The organism is Pseudomonas machongensis (assembly GCF_034961125.1).
Lineage (GTDB): Bacteria > Pseudomonadota > Gammaproteobacteria > Pseudomonadales > Pseudomonadaceae > Aquipseudomonas > Aquipseudomonas machongensis.
In genome coordinates, this window is the sequence record NZ_JAYFUI010000187.1 from 444,700 (window position 1) to 462,598 (window position 17,899).

Here is a 17,899-nt window from a genome sequence, read left to right on the forward strand (position 1 = left end):
CAAATTTAGCATTTACTGATGATGAGACATTATCTGCAAGTTCTGCATTTTGAATGCATTAGGTTATGCCTAAAACGAATTTCACAGGGTGTGATCAAGTGGTTAGCGTATAAGTCAGTGGGCATTTAGATTCAAACGCTATAAAAAACATTTCTGACCTTGGGGCACCTGCAATGAGCGTTCAATTCATCGGCATGATCGGCCATCGCCTGTCATCGGAGATCCTGGCCCCCAGCGGGCCCGTCTTCGACAAGGACTACATCACCCGTTTTGCCCAGGCCCATGAGCAGGCCGGGTTCGATCGCATCCTGGTCGGTTATTGGTCGGACCAGCCGGACAGTTTCCTGGTGACTGCCCTGGCAGGGCTTGCCACCTCGCGTATTCATTTCCTGCTGGCGCACCGTCCGGGTTTCGTTGCACCGACCCTGGCCGCACGCAAGCTGGCGACCCTCGAACACCTGCTCGACGGGCGCCTGGCGGTGCACATCATCAGTGGCGGCAGCGACATCGAGCAGCGCAAGGACGGCGACCACCTGGCCCATGACCAGCGCTATGCCCGCACCGATGAATTCCTCGATGTGGTGCGCAAGGTCTGGACCCATGACACGCCGTTCGACCATGACGGCAACCATTACCAGGCCGCGGGGGCGTTTTCGGCGATCAAGCCGCTGCAGCAGCCGCATCTGCCCATCTATTTTGGCGGCTCCTCGCCTGCCGCCCTGGCGGTGGCGGGCAAGCACGCCGATGTATACGCCTTGTGGGGCGAATCGCTGGAGCAAACCGCCGAAACCATCGCCGCCGTGCGCGAGCAGGCTGCGCGTCATGGTCGCCAGGTGCAGTTCAGTGTGTCCTTCCGGCCGATCATCGCCGCCACCGAGGAGGCGGCCTGGGCCAAGGCCGAGGGCATTCTGGGTCAGGCTCGTCAGCGCCTCGAGCAGGCAGGGCCGGTGATCGCCAACAAGCCGCAGAGCGTGGGCGCCCAGCGCCTGCGCGACACCGTGGCCAAGGGGGAGCGGGTCGACGAACGCCTGTGGACCGGCATCGCTGCGCTGGTGGGCGGCGGTCACAACTCCACGGCGCTGGTGGGGACCGCCGAGCAGGTCGCCGATGCCTTGCTGGCCTATTACGACCTGGGCGTGACCAGCTTCCTCATTCGCGGCTTCGACCCTTTGGCCGACGCCGAAGACTATGGCCGCGAACTGATCCCGTTGACCCGCGCCAAGGTGGCAGCGCGCAACGCCTGATATTCACTGTTACACGCGACGAGACCGCACGCGCGGATCGCCCTGACTTGCCCGATGTGGCATCTGGAGACGAACGTGCGTTATCTCAAACAACTGGCCGCCGGTGTGCTGGCCACCTCGATCAGCCTTGCGGCGGCTGCGCAGACCCTGGTGGTCGGCGACCAGAGCTACAACGCCCGTGCCGTGATGGAAGCGGCCGGTGTGCTTGAAGATTTGCCCTACACCCTGGAATGGAAGCAGTTCACTGCCGGCTCTCCAGTGGCCGAGGCACTCAATGTCGGCAGTCTCGATCTGGGCCTGTTGGGGGATGCGCCACCGTTGTTCCTTGGCGCACTCGGTGCGCCGATCAAGGTGGTGGCGGTGTCGCGGCAGAACCTCGAGGGCGTGGCGATCCTCGCGCGCAAGGATTCCGACATCCACAGCCTGGCCGACCTCAAGGGCAAGCGCGCGGCGATCTGGAAAGGTTCCTGGAGCCAGCAACTGCTGTTCAGCGCCCTCGACAAGGCCGGCGTCCCCCGCGACGCACTGGAGCTGCGCTACCTCAGCGCCCTGGACGCCTCCCACGCGCTGGATGGCGGATCGGTCGACGTGATCGCCACCTGGGAGCCCTATGTCACCCAGCAGGAGCGCCAGGGTGCACGGGTGCTGGCCACCGCCGAAGGCATCATCCCAGCGCAGAGTTTCGTGGTCGCCAATGCCAAGGCCGTGCAGGAAAAGCGTGCGCAGATCGCCGACTTCCTCGAGCGCCTGAAAACGGCGCGTCAATGGACCCTGAGCGATCCGGCGCACACCGAAGCGTACGCCGACGCCTGGGCCAAGCGTACCCGTGCCGACGGCGACATCGCCCGCGCCTGGTTCGCCCGCGCCCGCACCGACCTGGCACCACTCAACGCACAGGTGATCACCGATGCACAGAAGACCGTGGACTTCTTTGCCGGAATCGGCCTGATCAAGGGCTATCCGGCTGCAAGTCTGTTCGACACTTCCTTCTCGGCGGCGCTGCAGGACAGCGCCGTTACCCAGCACTGAGGCCCCGGCATGAGCAAACGACAGATCAAACTGGGTGCCCTGACCATGGGCTGCGGCGGCCCAGGGCGACACAACCTGTGGCTGGACCCGGCGTTGCCTGCCGACGCCAGCGTCAACATCGACTGGTACATCGATATTGCCCGCCAGGCAGAAGCTGCGCTGTTCGACCTGATCTTCATCGTCGACAGCCAGTTCATCACGCCAGGTTCGCCGTCCCATTACCTCAATCGCCTCGAACCCCTGACATTGCTCTCGGCATTGGCCGTCAGCACCCGTCATATCGGCCTGGTCGGCACCCTGACCACCTCCTACAACGCGCCGTTCAACGTCGCTCGGCGCCTGGCGTCGCTGGACCTGATCAGCAAGGGGCGTGCCGGCTGGAACGTGGTCACCAGCGGCGATGCCGGTACCGCTGGCAACTATGGGCTGGACGAGCATTACGACTACGACACCCGCTACAGTCGCGCCCATGAGCATGTCGAGGTGGTGCAGAAACTCTGGCATTCCTATGAAGACGATGCCTTCCCGCGGGATCGCCAGAGCGGGCGCTTCCTCGACCCCGCCAAGCTGCACACCCTCAACCACAAGGGTGAGCACTTCTCGGTGGTCGGCCCGTTGAACATCCAGCGCTCACCCCAGGGCCAGCCGGTGATCTTCCAGGCCGGGGATTCCGAGCAGGGGCGTGACCTGGGGGCGGCCACGGCGGACGTGATCTTCACCCACGCTGCAAGCGTCGAGCAGGGCCAGGCGTTCTACCGCGACGTGAAGGCTCGCGCCGCACGCCTGGGGCGTGACCCTGAGCAGGTGCTGGTGCTGCCGGGCGCCGAGATCTACGTGGGTGACACCGACGAGCATGCCCGTGAGATCGAGCGTCACTATCATCAGGCCGATCACAGCTTCGAGCTGGCGTTGAAGGAGTTCGGGCGTAACTTCGGTTGGCACGATTTTAGCCAGTACGACCTCGATGCGCCGTTTCCGCAGCAGAGCCTTGAGTTTGCCCGCAGCAGCTTCTTCACCAATGCCAAGCGCATCGCCGACCAGGCCCGGGACAAGGGCTTCAGCCTGCGCCAGGCGGTGGAGTTCGGCCGCCAGCTACGCCCGGGTGCCTTCGTGGGCTCGGCGCAGACGGTGGCGGCGAAGATGGCCGACTGGTTCGAAGCGCGGGCGCTGGATGGCTTCAATATCTACATCGGGCATCCGGAGCAGTTCCGCCGCTTTACCCAGGAGGTAGTGCCGTTGCTGCAGGAACGAGGGGTCTACCGAACGGCGTACGAAGGGACGACCCTGAGGGAGAGCCTGGGGCTGGCCATACCGCGCTTCGCAGATTGAGTGTCGCCGCTGCGGCGATGGCATCACAGGCCATTTCCGCGAGCGGCGACCGATTTCGGCTCAATGCACGCGCTTGCGCATCGCCACGCAGGCCTGGGCCTGCAACGCCAGTTCGTCAAGGTGCTCATCGCGCTGGCGTTCGGCGTCGATCATCGCCTCTTCGCCATGCTGCTTGAGCAGGTAGGCGTGAATCTGGCGCACTTCCAGGGTCTGGTAGATGGGCGCGATGTCCAAGCGTCCGACCAGCGCGCCGCTGGCCTTGCCGGTGCTGCTCATCAGCACCTGCGGCCCGGTGGCGCTCACGACCTGCAGGCCCATGGCTTCGAACCAGGGCACGGCGTGGGCGAACGCGCTCATCTCCACGCAACGGTAGCGTGCCCGCAGGTCTGTCAGCAGTCCGCGGGCGATGCCCTGGCGACGATGGGCAGGGGATACGGCGAGAAACGCCAGAACGCAGGCGTGTGCGTCATCCTGGGCGGGCAAGGCGAGGGCGAAACCCAGCAGTTGGTCCGGGGCGTCGGCGTCCAGTGCCAGGACCAGCTCCACGGCCAGGCCACGAGTGCCGTCCAGGGCCTGCAGGTATTGGTGGACTTCCAGTCCGACACCGTACTGGTACAGCGGATACAGCGGGTTGTCTGCGGTGATGGCGACGCTGCTCAGCGCGCCGACATGTTCGATCACCAGCTGGCGGATCTGGTTCTGGAAGGACTCGGGCGGCACGCCGTCGAGGCGGCTCAGGATGAACATCGGGGGACAGGCTCCGGCGGTTGAACTCACCCCGCGCCTGAATGACGCGGGGTGCACAGTCTAACCGCTTTTACCGGCTTGGCCTCACTGGCGCATCGCTGCCAGCATCAGGTCGAGGTTCTGCACTGCGGCACCCGAAGCGCCCTTGCCCAGGTTGTCGAACACGGCCGTCAGCAGGACTTGCCCGTGCTCGGGGTTGGCATACAGTGCCAGGCGCAGGTCGTTGCTGTCGTTCAGCGCCTGCGGGTCCAAGGGTGTCGCTGGGCCTTGCTGGTGCAGGGGCATTACCTGGACATGGCGCGCGCCCTGGTAGTGCTGTTCGAGACAGGCCTGCAGATGCTCGGCGGTGACGCCCGGCGACAGTAGGCGCAACTGCAGCGGGATGCTCAGCACGATGCCCTGGCGATAGTCGCCATAGCCTGGCAGGAACACCGGGCGTGCGCTCAGGCCAGCATGGGCCTGGATCTCCGGGACATGCTTGTGCGCCAACTCCAGGCCGTAGAGCTGCAGCGCCGGGGCAGGATCGCCACCCGACTGCTCATGACGCTCGACCGCAGCCCGACCACCACCGGAGTAGCCGGAAATGGCATGCACGCTCAGCGGGTAGTCCGCAGGCAGCAGGCCGGCGCGCACCAGCGGACGCAGCAGGGCGATGGCACCGGTCGGGTAGCAACCGGGATTGCTGACCCGTGTGGCCTGGGCGATGCGTTCGGCCTGCTGCTCGTCCAGCTCCGGCAAGCCGTAGACCCATCCTGGGGTGGTGCGGTGCGCAGAGCTGGCGTCGATCACCCGTACTGCCGGGTTGTGAATCGTCGCCACGGCCTCGCGTGCGGCCGCGTCGGGCAGGCAGAGCAGGGCGATATCGGCGCTGTTGATGGCCTCGCGGCGGCGCTGCGGGTCCTTGCGCTCGGTCTCGGGCAGGGTCAGCAGGCGAAGGTCGCTGCGACCGTGCAGGCGGGCGTGGATCTGCAGGCCGGTGGTGCCCTGGTCGCCGTCGATGAATATCAGGGGCTGGTGCATGGTGGGGATCCGTTCAGGAAGGAAGTGGGTGTATCCTCGCTGTTGTTTGATCTGAAGAAAATTTGAATATCATGACGACGATGTTCAGATTAAATGAATCACGACGTCCAACAGGACAAGGAGCAGCACCCTGCGAGAAATCAGCCTCGACCGCCTGCGCACACTGGTGGTGATCGCCGACCTTGGCTCTTTCGCCGAGGCCGCTCGCCAGTTGAACCTGGCACCACCGACCATCAGCCTGCATGTCGCCGAACTTGAAGCGAGGGTGGGGGCTGCGCTGCTTACCCGTACCCGCGGGCAGGTTCGGCCCACGGTGGTCGGAGAAACCCTGCTGGCGCGTGCCCGTCGGCTGCTGGCCGATGCCGACCAGGCGCTGGATGAAGTGCAACGCCAGGTGGCCGGGCTGACCGGGCGGGTGCGCCTGGGCGCCTCCACTGGCGCCATCGCTCATCTGTTGCCCAGTGCATTGGCGGCCCTGCGCAGTGAGCATCCGGGGATCGATGTGCAGGTTCAGGTGCTCACGTCGCAAGCATCACTGGCGCGTGTGCGTGAGGGGAGCCTGGACATCGGCCTGGTGGCGCTGCCGCAGGTGGCAGTGAAGGGGGTGAAACTCACCCCCTGGCGACGCGACCCGATCATGGCCTACCTGCCTGCCGACTGGCAGCCTCCGGCGCGGGTCACACCGGCCTGGCTCGGGCAGCGCGCGCTGATTCTCAACGACAGCAGCACGCAGCTTTCGCGGGTGACCAGCGATTGGTTCGCGGCGGCCGGGCTGTACCCGGAGGCGCGCATCGAGTTGAACTACAACGATGCGATCAAGAGCCTGGTGGCTGCGGGGTATGGCGCGACATTGCTGCCCCAGGAGGGGGAGGCGCCTGAGCTGGATCGGCGCATCGCTCGACGCCCGTTGCGACCGGGGTTGTGGCGTGCGCTGGGAATCGCTTGCCGCGAAGGTGAGGTGGAGCGGGCCACGGGGCATGTGCTGGAGGCGTTGGAACGGTTGCGGCAATGACCGTCTGTGTCGACTGCCAACACGGGCATGCACCGCCGTGGTCCTTGGGCAGGCTTGCCCGCCAAAAGACCACGGCGATGATGTGGGTCAACCCCGCTCGCGCTTGCGCACCGCCGTTATCGTCTCACCACCCACTCCCCAATTGTCGGTGGGCACTTCCTCGATCACCACGAAGGTACTCGCTGGCGGTTTGTTCAGCACCCGTTGCAGCAGTTCGGTGGTGCCTTCGATCAACAGACGCTTGTGCTCGGCAGTGACCCCTTCTTCGGTCACACGGATATGAACGTATGGCATGGCAGGCTCCTTGGGTTTTCAGTGCCAGGTACCGGCGGTACTGCCGCCGTCTACTGGAAGTACGACGCCGCTGACGAAACGTGCGTCGGTCAGGTATAGCACGGCATCGACGATGTCCTGCGGCTTGCCGGTGCGCCCGCTCGGCGACAAGATACCCAGGCCTGCGACGTCGTTGTTGTGCAGGGGCGTCTCGATGATCCCCGGAGCCACGGCGTTTACCTGTACGCCGCTACCGGCCAGTTCCAGCGCCAGGCCCTTGACCGCCTGGTTCAGGCCACCCTTGACGAGGATCGGCAGCGCTGCGGGTACCCGCACGTTAGGCTGCATGGCGACCGAGGCGGTGATCGCAACGATGTGTCCATGGCCTTGGGCGCTCATGATCTTCGCTGCGGCCTGGGAGGGGTAGATGAAGCCCTTGAGGTTGGTGGCAAACAGCGCGTCGATGTCCTGCTCGGTGTAGTCGGTGAACGGTTTGGGAATGAAGATCCCGGCATTGTTGACCAGGATATCGACGCGGCCGAACACCTGCAGCGCCGTATCGAACAGGCGTTGTGCGGTACTGGCGTCGGCGATGTCGCCAGCGACGCCGACGAAGGCTGCCGGGTTGCCCAGCTCGATGGCGGCCTGATCGAGGCGGGCCTGGGTGCGGGCGTTGCCGACCACGTTGTCGCCCCGTTCGATAAAGGCCTTGGCGAGGGCAAAGCCCAAGCCGCTGGATGCGCCGGTGATGACGATGGTTCTAGCAGTGCTCATGGTGGTCTCCAGATAAGCGAACCGGCTGGTTCGTGGGTGGAGCCACTCTAAGACCTCATCTGAAGTTGAAAAATAAGGCGGATGGCATTTCAATCGATACCTCATGTAATCAATAGAGCCATCATGACCCGCCATTTCGATGATCTTCAACTGGGCAGCCTCGAGCTGTTCTGCCTGGCTGCCGATACTGGCAGCTTCACTGCCGCCGCCACCGAGGCCGGGGTCACGCCCGCGGCGGTCAGCCGCTCGGTGGCGCGCCTGGAAGAACGCCTGGGTGTACGGTTGTTCGTGCGTACTACGCGGCAGATGCGCTTGTCCGATGCCGGGCAGGTGTACTACCAACAGTGCCGTCTGGCGCTTGGGCAACTGGTGGAGGCCGAGCGTGAAGTTTCAGGTGGCCAGATTGAGCCGCGTGGACGCCTGCGGGTCAGTGCGCCGACGCCTTACGCCCATCACCGTCTGTTGCCGTGGCTGCCGCGTTTTCGCGAGCGCTACCCGCTAGTGCAGGTGGACGTGCATGTCAGCAATCGCAATGTCGATTTCGCCGAGGAGCAGTTCGACCTGGCCATTCGCGGACGCGAGCCTGCCGATTCGCGGCTGGTGGCACGGCGCCTGGAAAACGCCGAGCTGGTGGTGGTGGGCACCCCGGGCTACCTGGCGCGAACAGGCCATCCGCAGGTACCGGAAGACCTGGCGCGGCACGAGTGCATCCTGTTCGAGATCCCCAGCAGCGGACGCAGTGCGCCCTGGACCTTTCGCCGTGACGGTGGCCTGGTGGAGATCGAGGTCGGCGGCTCGATCACCTGCCTGGGCGACTTTCTCGCCACCGCCACCCTCGCGCGACATGGCGCCGGCCTGATGCAGGCGTACCGCTTCACCGTGCAGGACGCCCTGGACAGCGGTGAGCTGGTCGAAGTACTACCGGCTTTCGGTGGCACGGCGCGGCCATTCACCTTGATCTATCCGCAGGCGCGGCACATGCCGCTGCGGGTGCGGCTGTTCATCGACTTTCTGGTGGCGGGCGGGCAGTTACCCGCCAGCTGAGGGCTTCAGAACCAGCGGTCGTTGCGTTTGCGCCCGCGGGTCAGCGCCGGCAGGATCAGACCGGCCAGCAAGCCGGCGCCGGCGATGCTGCCGCCGTAGACCATGTACCGCATCATCACCTGCTTGTTCTCGTCGCCCAGGCGTGCCTGGGTGTCGCGCAGGCTCGACTGCGACTGCTCGAGCTGTTCGTTGAGGGCCTTGTTGCGCGACTCCAGCTCGTCGATCAGCGCCTTGCGCGAATCCAGGGTTTCCTGCATGCCTTGCACGCGCGTCTTCCAGCTGTCGTCGATGGTCTTGAGCTGGCCGGACAGGTCTGCGACCTGGGCATCGAGTTGCGGCAGGCGTTCGTTCTGGCCAGGGACCGTCTGCAGGTCGCTGGTAAGAATCCACACCAGATCGCCACTTTGGCCGCGAACCTGGCTGTAGTTGCCCTGGGTGCCGATCAACGACACCTTCTGCCCGGATTTGAGCGTGCCGACGATGCGATGGCCATCGGTCGGGCCGCTGCGCACATACGTGCTCAGGCTGTCGCTGACCCAGCGTGCGTCGCTGGAGGATTCTTCGGCGTGGATGGACGGGGCAGTGGCGAGCAGGGCGGCGAGGGCGAGGGTGGCGCGGCGGAATTCGGGCATGGTGGTCTTCGCTGAAACAGTACGGTTGGAGGCCCGGTGACTGGGCCGTGAAGCGGTCGGTGGATTGACCGTCAGCGAAAGACCGTTTTTTTGTAGGCAGGTTCACTGCTTTGGGGGGGAATTGTCTGCAAGATATTGCAGGTAACAGGTTTGCTGATGGGGTGACGCGTGCGCGGATCAATCGCAGTGGCAGTTCACCGCTGCGATTGATCCGCGCAGATTGGCGCTGGAGCCGCGACCGCAGTCAGGTCACGACCTGGTAGCACGGTACGTAGGCCGCGCCGCCGGGCAGTTTCATCCGGTGCTGGTCGACAAAGGCCTGCAACAGCCTGCCCAACGGGTCGAGGATCGCCTGGTCGCCGCGGATCTGGTACGGGCCATGCTCCTCGATCAGGCGAATGCCCTTGTCCTTGACGTTGCCGGCGACGATTCCCGAGAACGCCCGACGCAGGTTGGCGGCCAGCTCATGGGGCGGCAGGTCGCGACGCAGGGCAAGATCGGCCATGTTCTGGTGAGTCGGGTCGAACGGGTGCTGGAAGCCACCGTCGATCTTCAGCAGCCAGTTGAAGTGGAAGGCGTCGTTGCGCTCGCGACGGAACTGCTTGACCGTCTTGAGCCCCTCGACCATATGCCGGGCCACTTCGGCCGGGTCGTCGATGATGATCTGGTAGTGGCGCTGCGCCGCTTCGCCAAGGGTGGCACCGACAAAGGCATGCAGTTGCTGCAGGAACGGCTCGGCGCTGCGCGGGCCGGTGAGAATGACCGGGAAGGGCAGGTCATGGTTGTCCGGGTGCATGAGGATGCCGAGCAGGTACAGGAATTCCTCGGCCGTGCCTGCGCCTCCGGGGAAGATGATGATGCCGTGGCCGACGCGGACAAAGGCCTCCAGACGTTTCTCGATATCCGGCAGGATCACCAGCTCGTTGACGATGGGGTTCGGCGCCTCGGCAGCGATGATGCCCGGTTCGGTCAGGCCCAGGTAGCGGCTGCCGTGCATGCGCTGCTTGGCGTGAGCGATGGTGGCGCCCTTCATCGGGCCCTTCATGACGCCCGGGCCGCAGCCGGTGCAGACGTCCAGCTTGCGCAGGCCCAGTTCATGGCCGACTTTCTTGGTGTACTGGTATTCCTCGCTGCTGATCGAGTGACCGCCCCAGCACACCACCATCTTCGGCTCCACGCCCGGACGCAGGGTGCGTGCGTTGCGCAGCAGGTGGAATACGTAGTCGGTGATGCCCTGGGAGCTTTCCAGGTCGATGCGTTGGCTGGCCAGCTCGCTTTCGGTGTAGACGATGTCACGCAGGGCGCTGAACAGCATTTCGCGGGTGCTGGCGATCATTTCGCCATCGACGAAGGCATCGGCCGGGGCATTGAGCAATTCCAGGCGCACGCCGCGATCTTGCTGGTGGATGCGGACCTCGAAGTCCTTGTAGGCCTCAAGGATGGTCTTGGCATTGTCGACATGGGCGCCGGTGTTGAGGATAGCCAGGGCGCACTGGCGAAACAGGGTGTAGAGACTGCCGGTACCGACTTCGCTCAGTTGCTGGACTTCACGTTGCGACAGCGTCTCCAGGCTGCCTTTGGGGCTGACGGAGGCGTTGATGACATTGCGTTGGGGCATCTAAGTCTTTCCTGTGCGGGTAAAACATCCTTCTTTGACAACACCATACCGACAATTGCACGCGGCAACGAGGGGGAGAGGCAAAGATTCGGCGCTTGGGCAATTGCCAGTGCACGATGGCTCAGGCGGGGACCTTGAACACATGGCGCAGGTAGGCGACGAAATTTTCGTCCCGACACTGCGTCTTGCCAGGGCTGTCGGAGATCTTCGCGACAGGGGCTCCGTTGCAGGCGGTCATCTTGATCACCACGTTCATCGGCGTCACCCCAGGAATGTCACAGGTCAAGTTGGTGCCAATGCCGAAGCTGACGTTGATCCGCCCGTGCAGCGCGCGGTAGAGCTGCAGTGCCTTGGCGAAATCCAGGCCGTCGGAGAAGATCAAGGTCTTGCTCAGCGGGTCGATGCCCAGGCGCTCATAGTGGGCGATGGCTTTTTCCGCCCAGGCCAGTGGATCGCCGGAGTCGTGGCGAAGGCCATCGAAGAGCTTGCCGAAATACAGGTCGAAGTCCTTCACGAAGGCGTCCATGCCGATGCAGTCGGTCAGGGCGATGCCGAGCAACCCTCGGTATTCACGCACCCAGCACTCCAGCGCTGCGACCTGGCTATCGACCAGGCGCGGGCCGAGCTGCTGGTGGGCCATGAACCATTCGTGAGCCATGGTACCGATGGGTTTGAGTTCGTATTCTCGGGCCAGGTGGACATTGCTGGTGCCGACGAAACGCCCGGGGAAGTCGCGTTTGAGGATATGCACCACCTGATCCTGTACGGGATAGGAGAAGCGTCGGCGGGTACCGAAGTCAGCGAGCTGGAAGCCCGCCAGCTCATCGCTGCTGGCGTGCGCCTTGAGCCAGTCGAGTTTCTGGTACAGGCGCTCGCCCACCTGTGCCATCGTCACTTCGCGATAGCGGTAGCGATTACGCACCTCGCAAATGATTGCCAGTAACGGGATTTCATAGAGGATCACGTGCAGCCAGGGGCCGCGAATACGGATCGCCAGTTGCCCGGCATCGTCCAGTCCGACCTGGACATAACGCAGGTTGAAGCGAAACAGGCTGAGGAAACGGATGAAGTCCGGCTTGATGAAGGGGATTTTTTCCAGGTAGGCGAGCTGGTCGTGGGTCACCGAGACCTCGGCCAACTGTTCGATCTGGTAGCGGATTTCGGCAAGGTAGGGCGACAGGTCTTCGTCGTTGCGGCAGCGCAGCTCCCACTCCACCTCGGCGTTGGGGTAGTTGTGCAGCACCGCCTGCATCATGGTGATCTTGTAGAAGTCGGTATCCAGCAGGTTCTGGATGATCCGTGGGGCAAAAACGTCGTCGCTCATGGGCGGGGCTCCTTGAACAATGCGAGCTGGCGGTCCAGCTCTTCCTCATTGGCGCACAGTACTACCCCGGCGGCAGCCAGCTCGCTGCAGGCAGCTTGGGCGCCGGCGTCGCTCAGTGCTCGGCAGGCCGGTAGGTAGAGCAGCACCTGGAATCCGGCGCGGTTCAGTTGCAGCGCGGTGGTGCGCACGCAGTAATCCAAAGCCAGGCCGCCGACCAGCACGACCTCGACGGCGTGAACCTTGAGGTACTCGATGACCCCGGTGGAGCGGTGCTCGGCCAGGTCGTGGTAGCAGGCGCCGTAGGGGTGCAGGTCAGGCTCCACGCCTTTCCAGACGAAATAGTCGTAATCGATCGGGGCAGGCAGGCCGGGCAGCAGTTCGAAACCGGGTGTGCCGGGCACGCAGTGGCTGACCCAGGTGAGGTCGGCGTTGGTCAATGCCAGTGGCTGAAGCATCTGTGCGGCATCGCTCACCACCCAGGCGGCATTGGCAGGGTGAGCATCCTTGCTGCCCAGGCGCAGGTCGGCACGACGGGCCATGGCATTGAGCGCCGGTGCAATCAGGTGGCCGCCGGGTACCGGTAGCTCCTGCGGGGCGTTAGCGGTAAAGCCGTTCTGGGCATCGACGTCGAAACTGGCGATCTTCATCAGGAGGTTCCTCCACTGGAATGCCTATATATTTCACCTGGTATTATAAGTGTGTCAAGCAGCCTTTTTTCGGGATTAGGGCTTGCATCACAAAAAACACCTGGTGGAATATGACGTATTGAACAAGGAGTCGACATGAGTGCAGTTGAAGTCTTGGCCAGCGTGGACATCGTTGCATTGCGCCTTGCCCCGGACTTGCAGGGGTTGCAGGTGTTGTTGCACCGCCGCGAGCGAGAGCCGCATCGCGGCCAGTGGGCCTTGCCGGGTGTCATCGTCAACGGCAGCACACCGGACAATAGCCTGGATGCGGCGGCCGAGCGGGCGCTGCGAGAGAAGGCACAGGCTCTGCCTCGGCACATGGAGCAGGTCGGTACGGAAGGCAACGCTTTTCGTGATCCGCGCGGGTGGTCGTTGAGTACCTACTACCTGGCATTGCTCGACCCGGCGCAGTCCATCGAGGCAGAGCAATTGGCCTTTTTCGACCTCGACAGTCTGTCGACCCGCAAAGTGCTGTTGCCGTTCGATCATGGGCTGCTGGTGCAGCGCACCTGCGAGCGGCTGGCGGCCAAGAGCCTGTACAGCAGCCTGCCGCTGTACTTGCTGCCGACGCGTTTCACGGTGCTCGATGCGTTGAGTGCGGCGCAGGCGTGCCTGGGGCGGCCGGTGAACAACACGTCGTTGCGCAAGCGCCTGGAGCGTCTGAGGGAGGCAGGCTGGGTGCGTGATACAGGCGAACGCAATCAGCCGCGACTGGGCCGGCCGCAACAGCTTTACGAGCACCTGCCGCAAGGCGTGGGTCCCTTTCTGTTCGAGCGCAGCCTGTTGCCGGAAGCATGAAGGCTCAAGCATGGCGTTTGGCGGCCGATACAGCGGTCAGGTCAAAATCCTTGCGGAGAAGGGAAATGGTAGGGATCACAAGTGTCAATGTCACCGGCGTGAATGGGCAGTCGTCTGCGCTGCAGACGGCCGCCCAGGCCAGCGACACTGAAAAGAGCAGCAGCGCGGCTGGCGGCGCCCAGGTCGCCATGCCGGCACCGTCTGACAAGGCCGACAAGGCCAAGAGCAGCGACAACAGCAGCGAGCCGTCACACATCCGCCAGTTGCGTGAGCTGATCAAGCAAATGCAGAAGCAACTGGCCGACGCCCAGAAGCGGCTGTCCGAGGTTCAGGCGCAACCGATGGACGAGAAGGCCAAGCTGGCTGCGGTGGCGGGTGTCCAGTCGCAGATCGCGACCATCAGCGGTCAGATCCAGCAGGCGACCGCGCAGTTGCTGCAGGCCTTGAGCAAGCTGAACAGCAGTAGCTCCGGCAACTTGATCAGCACCATTGCCTGAGGGTGAGGGCAGGGCGGACCGCAACGGGCCGCCCTGAACCTGGTGACTTACTCGGACGCCACGCGCGAGCGGTTCTGGCGGTCTGACTTGTACTGCATCGCCACCGCCGGCGCGGCCTTGGCCGAGCCGGTTTCCAGCCATTGACGCAGGCGCCCGGCATCGGCGAAGTGGGTGAACTTGCCGTAAGCGTCGAGAATCACCATCGCCACCGGGCGGTTGTCCATCCTGGTCAGCAGTACCAGGCAGTGCCCCGCCTCGTTGGTGAAGCCGGTCTTGGTCAGCTTGATATCCCAGTTGCTCTTGTTCACCAGATGATCGGTGTTGCGAAAGCCCAAGGTGTAATTGGGTTTGCGGAAGGCTACGGTCTTCTCGCGGGTGGTCGAGAGCTCGCTGAGCATCGGGTAGTTGCGCGAGGCGATCAGCAGCTTGGCCAGGTCATGGGCAGTGGAGACGTTGTGCGTCGACAGGCCAGTCGGCTCGACGTAGCGGGTCTGGGTCATGCCCAGGCTGCGGGCCTTGGCGTTCATCGCCTTGATGAACGCGCCATAGCCGCCGGGATAGTGGTTGGCCAGGGTGTTGGCCGCGCGGTTCTCCGACGACATCAGGGTAATCAGCAGGGTCTCGCGGCGGTTCAGCTCGCTGCCGGGGCGTACGCGGGAAAAGACACCCTTGAGGTCAGGGTTGTTGGCGATGGTCATGGTGAGCATCTCGTCCATCGGCAGCTTGGCGTCGAGCACTACCATGGCGGTCATCAGCTTGGTGACCGAGGCGATGGGCACCACGCGGTCGGCGTGGCTGGAGTACAGCTCTTTGTTGGTATTCAGGTCGATCAGCAAGGCGCTGCCGGAAGCCAGGTGCAGTTTGGAAGGATCGCGTTGTGCCTGGGCCGGGGATTGTGCAGCAGCGGTCGACGGAAGGATCGCGGTTCCTGTGAGCGCCAGCAGCAGGCTGAGGATGGACAGGGAAGTTTTCACGTTGAGGCTCACTAATAGTTGGTATGTCGTTGGCTGTGCAAGGGTTTCCCCCGAAAACCGCTGCATTGTGGAGTATGGCTCAGCGGCTGTCGATTGCTCGTCCAGGCCCAGCGTCGAAATGAAAAAACCTTCATGCTGTATCGGTTTTTCCCGCCTGTTGCGACAAATGGTCCCCGCGCTTTTGCACAGGCGAAAAAAAGCCCGCCAGAGGCGGGCAGAAAGAAGCGTAAGGAGCAACGCACAACACATGAAACGGTCAACAAAAACGGTGGTCAGGCGGTAAGGGTGCCGGCCTGCAGCTGTTCGGCCATGGCCTGGGCCTTGGCGCGGGAATCCAGAGGGCCGCTGACGGGCTCGCCGTTGCGCATCAGGTACCAGCAGGCCAGCAGGCCTTGAGCGCGCAAGGGAGCAGGGACAGCACTGCCGACGACAGACATGATGTGGATAGTGGCCATGTTGGACCTCCTGTGAAACATGGCCCTACCTTACGCAGCAGCCGACGCTGTTTGAAATCAACTTGCTCGATAGTGGTCATTACTTTTTTCAACGTTAAGAGCAGGTCACCAGCGCGGCGGGCCGTAGTACACCGGCGGCGGGCCGTAGTAGCGGCGATACACTGGCGGCGGCGCGGGTACATAGCGCTCGACGACATAGGGCTGGTAATACACCGGCGGCGGTGGCGCCTGCACATAGACCGGGGGCGGCGGATAATAGGCCGGTTGATGCTCCACATAGACGGTACGGTCATGGCCGCCGGATACTGCTGCCCCGACCACGGCACCGACCACGGCTGCACCGAGTACAGGGCCTGGGCCCCAACCGCCGCCATGGGCGGCTGCTTGCCCGCTGACGGCCAGTGCGCCGACCAGCAGGGCGATTCCGGGGATGAGACGGTTCATGAATGAATCCTCGCGATAACCCCACACTTGGGGCTTATCAATAAGACCGCGAAATCGGTAAAGAGAGCACAGGTGCAAGGTAAAGGTTGTGTAAGGGGCGATTGACGGTCAGGTCTGGTACGCTCGCAGAAACGATTCAGTCATCAACGACAGGAGCAGATATGGCGATTGCACCCAGCAGGGACACGACACTGTGCATTTCCCTTGCCGGACGTCCGGGGACTTTCGGCGTGCGTTTCCACAACCACCTCTATCAACAGTTGGGGCTGGACTATTACTACAAGGCCATGACCACCCAGGACCTGCCTGCGGCAGTGGGTGGCATCCGCGCCCTGGGTATCCGCGGATGCGGTGTGTCCATGCCCTACAAAGAGGCGTGCATGGCCCTGGTGGACGAGATCGATCCCTCCGCGGCAGCCATCGAGTCGGTGAACACGCTGGTCAACACCAACGGTCACTTGAAGGCCTACAACACCGATTACCTGGCGGTGCGCCAACTGCTGGAGTTGCACCAGGTCGATCCGGCCACCGCCTTTGCCTTGCGCGGCAGTGGCGGCATGGCCAAAGCGGTGGCCAGTGCGCTGCGTGACGCCGGTTTCAGCGAGGGCCTGATCATTGCCCGCAACGAGCAGGCCGGGCGGCAACTGGCAGATACCTGTGGGTATCGCTGGCAGCGCGAGCTGGGCGACCTGTGTCCGCCGATGCTGGTCAACGTGACCCCCATTGGCATGGCCGGCGGGCCGCAGGCGCAGGCGCTGGCCTTCCCACGTGAGGCGGTCGATGCTGCGCAACTCGTATTTGACGTGGTGGCCATGCCGGCCATGACCCCGCTGATCGTTCTTGCCCAGGAGCTGGGCAAGCCGGTAATCACTGGGCTCGACGTGATTGCGTTGCAGGCGCTGGAGCAGTTCGTGCTGTACACCGGCATCAGACCGACCGTGGAGCAGGTGGAGGCAGCGGTCGCTTACGCCCGTGAAGCCTGAACGGTCGCCATCACGGGAATCCCCGTGATGGCTTCAGTGCGCTCAGAACACCTTCTGCCCTTTGTCCAGTCGCTCGTCCACCAGGGCGCGGCCGTGCGCCAGGGAAACGTGCTGGGCGTTTTCCAGGTCGGAGAAGAACTTCATCGGCATCGACAGGCGTCTGCTGGTATGGCCTTCGGGATCGGTGATCAGACAGCCGGCGGCGTAGGGCAGGGGAGAATCGGGGTGGGGCATCACACTGGCGGTGATGGTGTGCTCACGGTACTCACAGTGAAGGGTTTGCATCGTCCTTACCTCGCTGTGCTGGTTTGGAAGCGCTCACCTCTATGTACCACAGCGAGGGGCCGGAAGTTCCCGGCCCCGACGAGCGTGACCTGCGTCGGTCAGCCCTTCAGTTCGGTCGGCTGGATGACTTCGACCCAATAGCCATCCGGGTCCTTGACGAACGCCAGGTGGTTCATGCGGCCATCCTGCAGGCGTTTCTGGAAGGGCACCTCCAGCGCTTCGAAGCGTGCACAGGCCTCACGTACGTCCGGCACCGAGATGCAGATGTGACCAAAGCCGCGCGGATCGGTGTTGCCGTTGTGGTAGGCGAACTCGGCATCGCTCTCGGTGCCGTGGTTGTGGGTCAGCTCCAGCACGCCCGGAATGGATTTCATCCACTGGTGACGCGCGGCGTCATCGGCAGGAATCTGCGTCGGGTCGACCAGGGCCAGGAAGTACAGGCTGAACTTCGCTTCGGGGAAATCGCGCTTGTCTACCAAGCGAAAGCCCAGCACGCGGGTGTAGAAGTCCAGCGACTTCTCGATATCCTTGACCCGCAGCATGGTGTGATTGAAGACGAATTTTGCGGTGGCGGTGTCGGGCTGGGCGGTGACGCCGGGCAGGGTTTGCAGATCGTTCAGGCTCATGGGGGCTCCAGAGACAAGGCCGGCGCAGACCGCGCCGACGGTGAAAACAGGACGGCCATGATACGGCAGTGAAGCGATTGCGCAAATGAAAGCGCCCTGCACGAA

At 63.6% G+C, this 17,899-nt stretch carries 21 protein-coding genes; 8 read left to right on the plus strand and 13 right to left on the minus strand.

Going from position 1 to position 17,899, the window contains the following annotated elements; all coding sequences use genetic code 11:
- Positions 1-173: 173 nt before the first annotated feature.
- The 3 genes from VA602_RS20890 to VA602_RS20900 all read left to right on the plus strand — a co-directional run bounded on the left by VA602_RS20890 (position 174) and on the right by VA602_RS20900 (position 3,602).
- The gene (locus VA602_RS20890; protein ID WP_323454209.1) at positions 174-1,244 is read left to right on the plus strand and encodes an LLM class flavin-dependent oxidoreductase; all 1,071 of its coding nucleotides are present in this window, start codon (positions 174-176) and stop codon (positions 1,242-1,244) included.
- Positions 1,245-1,319: 75 nt separating this feature from the next.
- Positions 1,320-2,273: an ABC transporter substrate-binding protein gene (locus VA602_RS20895; RefSeq protein WP_323454210.1), complete on the plus strand. Its 954-nt coding sequence runs from the start codon at positions 1,320-1,322 to the stop codon at positions 2,271-2,273.
- Positions 2,274-2,282: 9 nt separating this feature from the next.
- Positions 2,283-3,602 carry an LLM class flavin-dependent oxidoreductase gene (locus VA602_RS20900; protein ID WP_054895390.1) on the plus strand — a complete coding sequence of 440 codons (1,320 nt, stop codon included), beginning with the start codon at positions 2,283-2,285 and terminating at the stop codon, positions 3,600-3,602.
- Between the two features lie 60 nt (positions 3,603-3,662).
- Here VA602_RS20900 and VA602_RS20905 read toward each other — a convergent pair whose 3' ends face one another.
- Positions 3,663-4,349: a GNAT family N-acetyltransferase gene (locus tag VA602_RS20905; RefSeq protein WP_063544772.1), complete on the minus strand. Its 687-nt coding sequence runs from the start codon at positions 4,347-4,349 to the stop codon at positions 3,663-3,665.
- 84 nt (positions 4,350-4,433) lie between these two features.
- Positions 4,434-5,369 carry an N-acetyl-gamma-glutamyl-phosphate reductase gene (gene argC / locus VA602_RS20910; RefSeq protein WP_063544774.1) on the minus strand — a complete coding sequence of 312 codons (936 nt, stop codon included), beginning with the start codon at positions 5,367-5,369 and terminating at the stop codon, positions 4,434-4,436.
- Positions 5,370-5,499: 130 nt separating this feature from the next.
- Here argC and VA602_RS20915 point away from each other — a divergent pair, with 130 nt between their 5' ends.
- Positions 5,500-6,381, plus strand: coding sequence for a LysR family transcriptional regulator (locus tag VA602_RS20915; RefSeq protein WP_063544776.1), 882 nt, complete (start codon positions 5,500-5,502; stop codon positions 6,379-6,381).
- Between the two features lie 87 nt (positions 6,382-6,468).
- Here VA602_RS20915 and VA602_RS20920 read toward each other — a convergent pair whose 3' ends face one another.
- Entirely contained in the window at positions 6,469-6,675 is a 207-nt protein-coding gene (locus VA602_RS20920) for a tautomerase family protein (RefSeq protein ID WP_054895394.1), read from the minus strand.
- A gap of 18 nt (positions 6,676-6,693) precedes the next feature.
- Positions 6,694-7,428 carry an SDR family NAD(P)-dependent oxidoreductase gene (locus tag VA602_RS20925; protein ID WP_323454211.1) on the minus strand — a complete coding sequence of 245 codons (735 nt, stop codon included), beginning with the start codon at positions 7,426-7,428 and terminating at the stop codon, positions 6,694-6,696.
- Between the two features lie 123 nt (positions 7,429-7,551).
- Here VA602_RS20925 and VA602_RS20930 point away from each other — a divergent pair, with 123 nt between their 5' ends.
- Positions 7,552-8,472 (plus strand): LysR family transcriptional regulator, encoded by a 921-nt coding sequence (locus tag VA602_RS20930; RefSeq protein ID WP_323454212.1) that lies wholly within the window; start codon positions 7,552-7,554, stop codon positions 8,470-8,472.
- Positions 8,473-8,477: 5 nt separating this feature from the next.
- Here the strand turns inward: VA602_RS20930 and VA602_RS20935 are convergent, their stop codons facing one another.
- The 4 genes from VA602_RS20935 to VA602_RS20950 all read right to left on the minus strand — a co-directional run bounded on the left by VA602_RS20935 (position 8,478) and on the right by VA602_RS20950 (position 12,693).
- Positions 8,478-9,104 carry a TIGR04211 family SH3 domain-containing protein gene (locus VA602_RS20935; RefSeq protein ID WP_054895397.1) on the minus strand — a complete coding sequence of 209 codons (627 nt, stop codon included), beginning with the start codon at positions 9,102-9,104 and terminating at the stop codon, positions 8,478-8,480.
- A 244-nt stretch (positions 9,105-9,348) separates the two neighbouring features.
- Positions 9,349-10,722 carry a nucleotide 5'-monophosphate nucleosidase PpnN gene (gene ppnN / locus VA602_RS20940; protein WP_054925383.1) on the minus strand — a complete coding sequence of 458 codons (1,374 nt, stop codon included), beginning with the start codon at positions 10,720-10,722 and terminating at the stop codon, positions 9,349-9,351.
- Between the two features lie 121 nt (positions 10,723-10,843).
- Positions 10,844-12,046, minus strand: coding sequence for a nicotinate phosphoribosyltransferase (pncB, locus tag VA602_RS20945; RefSeq protein ID WP_054891261.1), 1,203 nt, complete (start codon positions 12,044-12,046; stop codon positions 10,844-10,846).
- Complete coding sequence (locus tag VA602_RS20950) at positions 12,043-12,693, minus strand: nicotinamidase (RefSeq protein WP_112898154.1); 651 nt, start codon at positions 12,691-12,693, stop codon at positions 12,043-12,045. Before VA602_RS20950 ends, pncB begins: the two co-directional genes overlap by 4 nt.
- A 135-nt stretch (positions 12,694-12,828) precedes the next feature.
- Here VA602_RS20950 and VA602_RS20955 point away from each other — a divergent pair, with 135 nt between their 5' ends.
- A complete protein-coding gene (locus tag VA602_RS20955; RefSeq protein WP_323454213.1) occupies positions 12,829-13,530 on the plus strand; it encodes an NrtR DNA-binding winged helix domain-containing protein in 702 nt (233 codons plus the stop codon).
- A gap of 65 nt (positions 13,531-13,595) precedes the next feature.
- Complete coding sequence (locus VA602_RS20960; protein ID WP_323454214.1) at positions 13,596-14,027, plus strand: hypothetical protein; 432 nt, start codon at positions 13,596-13,598, stop codon at positions 14,025-14,027.
- A 47-nt stretch (positions 14,028-14,074) separates the two neighbouring features.
- Here the strand turns inward: VA602_RS20960 and pbpG are convergent, their stop codons facing one another.
- The 3 genes from pbpG to VA602_RS20975 all read right to left on the minus strand — a co-directional run bounded on the left by pbpG (position 14,075) and on the right by VA602_RS20975 (position 15,900).
- Positions 14,075-15,001 (minus strand): D-alanyl-D-alanine endopeptidase, encoded by a 927-nt coding sequence (pbpG, locus tag VA602_RS20965; protein ID WP_153773534.1) that lies wholly within the window; start codon positions 14,999-15,001, stop codon positions 14,075-14,077.
- Positions 15,002-15,273: 272 nt separating this feature from the next.
- A complete protein-coding gene (locus VA602_RS20970) occupies positions 15,274-15,456 on the minus strand; it encodes a hypothetical protein (RefSeq protein ID WP_054891266.1) in 183 nt (60 codons plus the stop codon).
- A gap of 105 nt (positions 15,457-15,561) precedes the next feature.
- Positions 15,562-15,900 (minus strand): hypothetical protein, encoded by a 339-nt coding sequence (locus tag VA602_RS20975; protein WP_323454215.1) that lies wholly within the window; start codon positions 15,898-15,900, stop codon positions 15,562-15,564.
- A 161-nt stretch (positions 15,901-16,061) separates the two neighbouring features.
- Here VA602_RS20975 and VA602_RS20980 point away from each other — a divergent pair, with 161 nt between their 5' ends.
- Positions 16,062-16,883 (plus strand): shikimate 5-dehydrogenase, encoded by an 822-nt coding sequence (locus VA602_RS20980; protein ID WP_323454216.1) that lies wholly within the window; start codon positions 16,062-16,064, stop codon positions 16,881-16,883.
- 42 nt (positions 16,884-16,925) lie between these two features.
- On the opposite strand, the gene VA602_RS20985 is transcribed toward VA602_RS20980, so the two are convergent.
- Together VA602_RS20985 and gloA are read right to left on the minus strand one after the other, a co-directional pair.
- Complete coding sequence (locus VA602_RS20985) at positions 16,926-17,168, minus strand: hypothetical protein (RefSeq protein WP_054891269.1); 243 nt, start codon at positions 17,166-17,168, stop codon at positions 16,926-16,928.
- A gap of 98 nt (positions 17,169-17,266) precedes the next feature.
- The gene (gloA, locus tag VA602_RS20990) at positions 17,267-17,794 is read right to left on the minus strand and encodes a lactoylglutathione lyase (protein ID WP_153773538.1); all 528 of its coding nucleotides are present in this window, start codon (positions 17,792-17,794) and stop codon (positions 17,267-17,269) included.
- Positions 17,795-17,899: the final 105 nt, after the last annotated feature.

Bases quoted from the DNA above. Each gene is read 5' to 3' on its own strand.
- VA602_RS20890 (WP_323454209.1), top strand. From the start codon at position 174: ATGAGCGTTCAATTCATCGGCATGATCGGCCATCGCCTGTCATCGGAG.
- VA602_RS20900 (WP_054895390.1), top strand. From the start codon at position 2,283: ATGAGCAAACGACAGATCAAACTGGGTGCCCTGACCATGGGCTGCGGC.
- VA602_RS20905 (WP_063544772.1), bottom strand. From the start codon at position 4,349: ATGTTCATCCTGAGCCGCCTCGACGGCGTGCCGCCCGAGTCCTTCCAG.
- argC (WP_063544774.1), bottom strand. From the start codon at position 5,369: ATGCACCAGCCCCTGATATTCATCGACGGCGACCAGGGCACCACCGGC.
- VA602_RS20920 (WP_054895394.1), bottom strand. From the start codon at position 6,675: ATGCCATACGTTCATATCCGTGTGACCGAAGAAGGGGTCACTGCCGAG.
- VA602_RS20925 (WP_323454211.1), bottom strand. From the start codon at position 7,428: ATGAGCACTGCTAGAACCATCGTCATCACCGGCGCATCCAGCGGCTTG.
- VA602_RS20930 (WP_323454212.1), top strand. From the start codon at position 7,552: ATGACCCGCCATTTCGATGATCTTCAACTGGGCAGCCTCGAGCTGTTC.
- VA602_RS20935 (WP_054895397.1), bottom strand. From the start codon at position 9,104: ATGCCCGAATTCCGCCGCGCCACCCTCGCCCTCGCCGCCCTGCTCGCC.
- ppnN (WP_054925383.1), bottom strand. From the start codon at position 10,722: ATGCCCCAACGCAATGTCATCAACGCCTCCGTCAGCCCCAAAGGCAGC.
- pncB (WP_054891261.1), bottom strand. From the start codon at position 12,046: ATGAGCGACGACGTTTTTGCCCCACGGATCATCCAGAACCTGCTGGAT.
- VA602_RS20950 (WP_112898154.1), bottom strand. From the start codon at position 12,693: ATGAAGATCGCCAGTTTCGACGTCGATGCCCAGAACGGCTTTACCGCT.
- VA602_RS20955 (WP_323454213.1), top strand. From the start codon at position 12,829: ATGAGTGCAGTTGAAGTCTTGGCCAGCGTGGACATCGTTGCATTGCGC.
- VA602_RS20960 (WP_323454214.1), top strand. From the start codon at position 13,596: ATGGTAGGGATCACAAGTGTCAATGTCACCGGCGTGAATGGGCAGTCG.
- VA602_RS20970 (WP_054891266.1), bottom strand. From the start codon at position 15,456: ATGGCCACTATCCACATCATGTCTGTCGTCGGCAGTGCTGTCCCTGCT.
- VA602_RS20975 (WP_323454215.1), bottom strand. From the start codon at position 15,900: ATGAACCGTCTCATCCCCGGAATCGCCCTGCTGGTCGGCGCACTGGCC.
- VA602_RS20980 (WP_323454216.1), top strand. From the start codon at position 16,062: ATGGCGATTGCACCCAGCAGGGACACGACACTGTGCATTTCCCTTGCC.
- VA602_RS20985 (WP_054891269.1), bottom strand. From the start codon at position 17,168: ATGCAAACCCTTCACTGTGAGTACCGTGAGCACACCATCACCGCCAGT.
- gloA (WP_153773538.1), bottom strand. From the start codon at position 17,794: ATGAGCCTGAACGATCTGCAAACCCTGCCCGGCGTCACCGCCCAGCCC.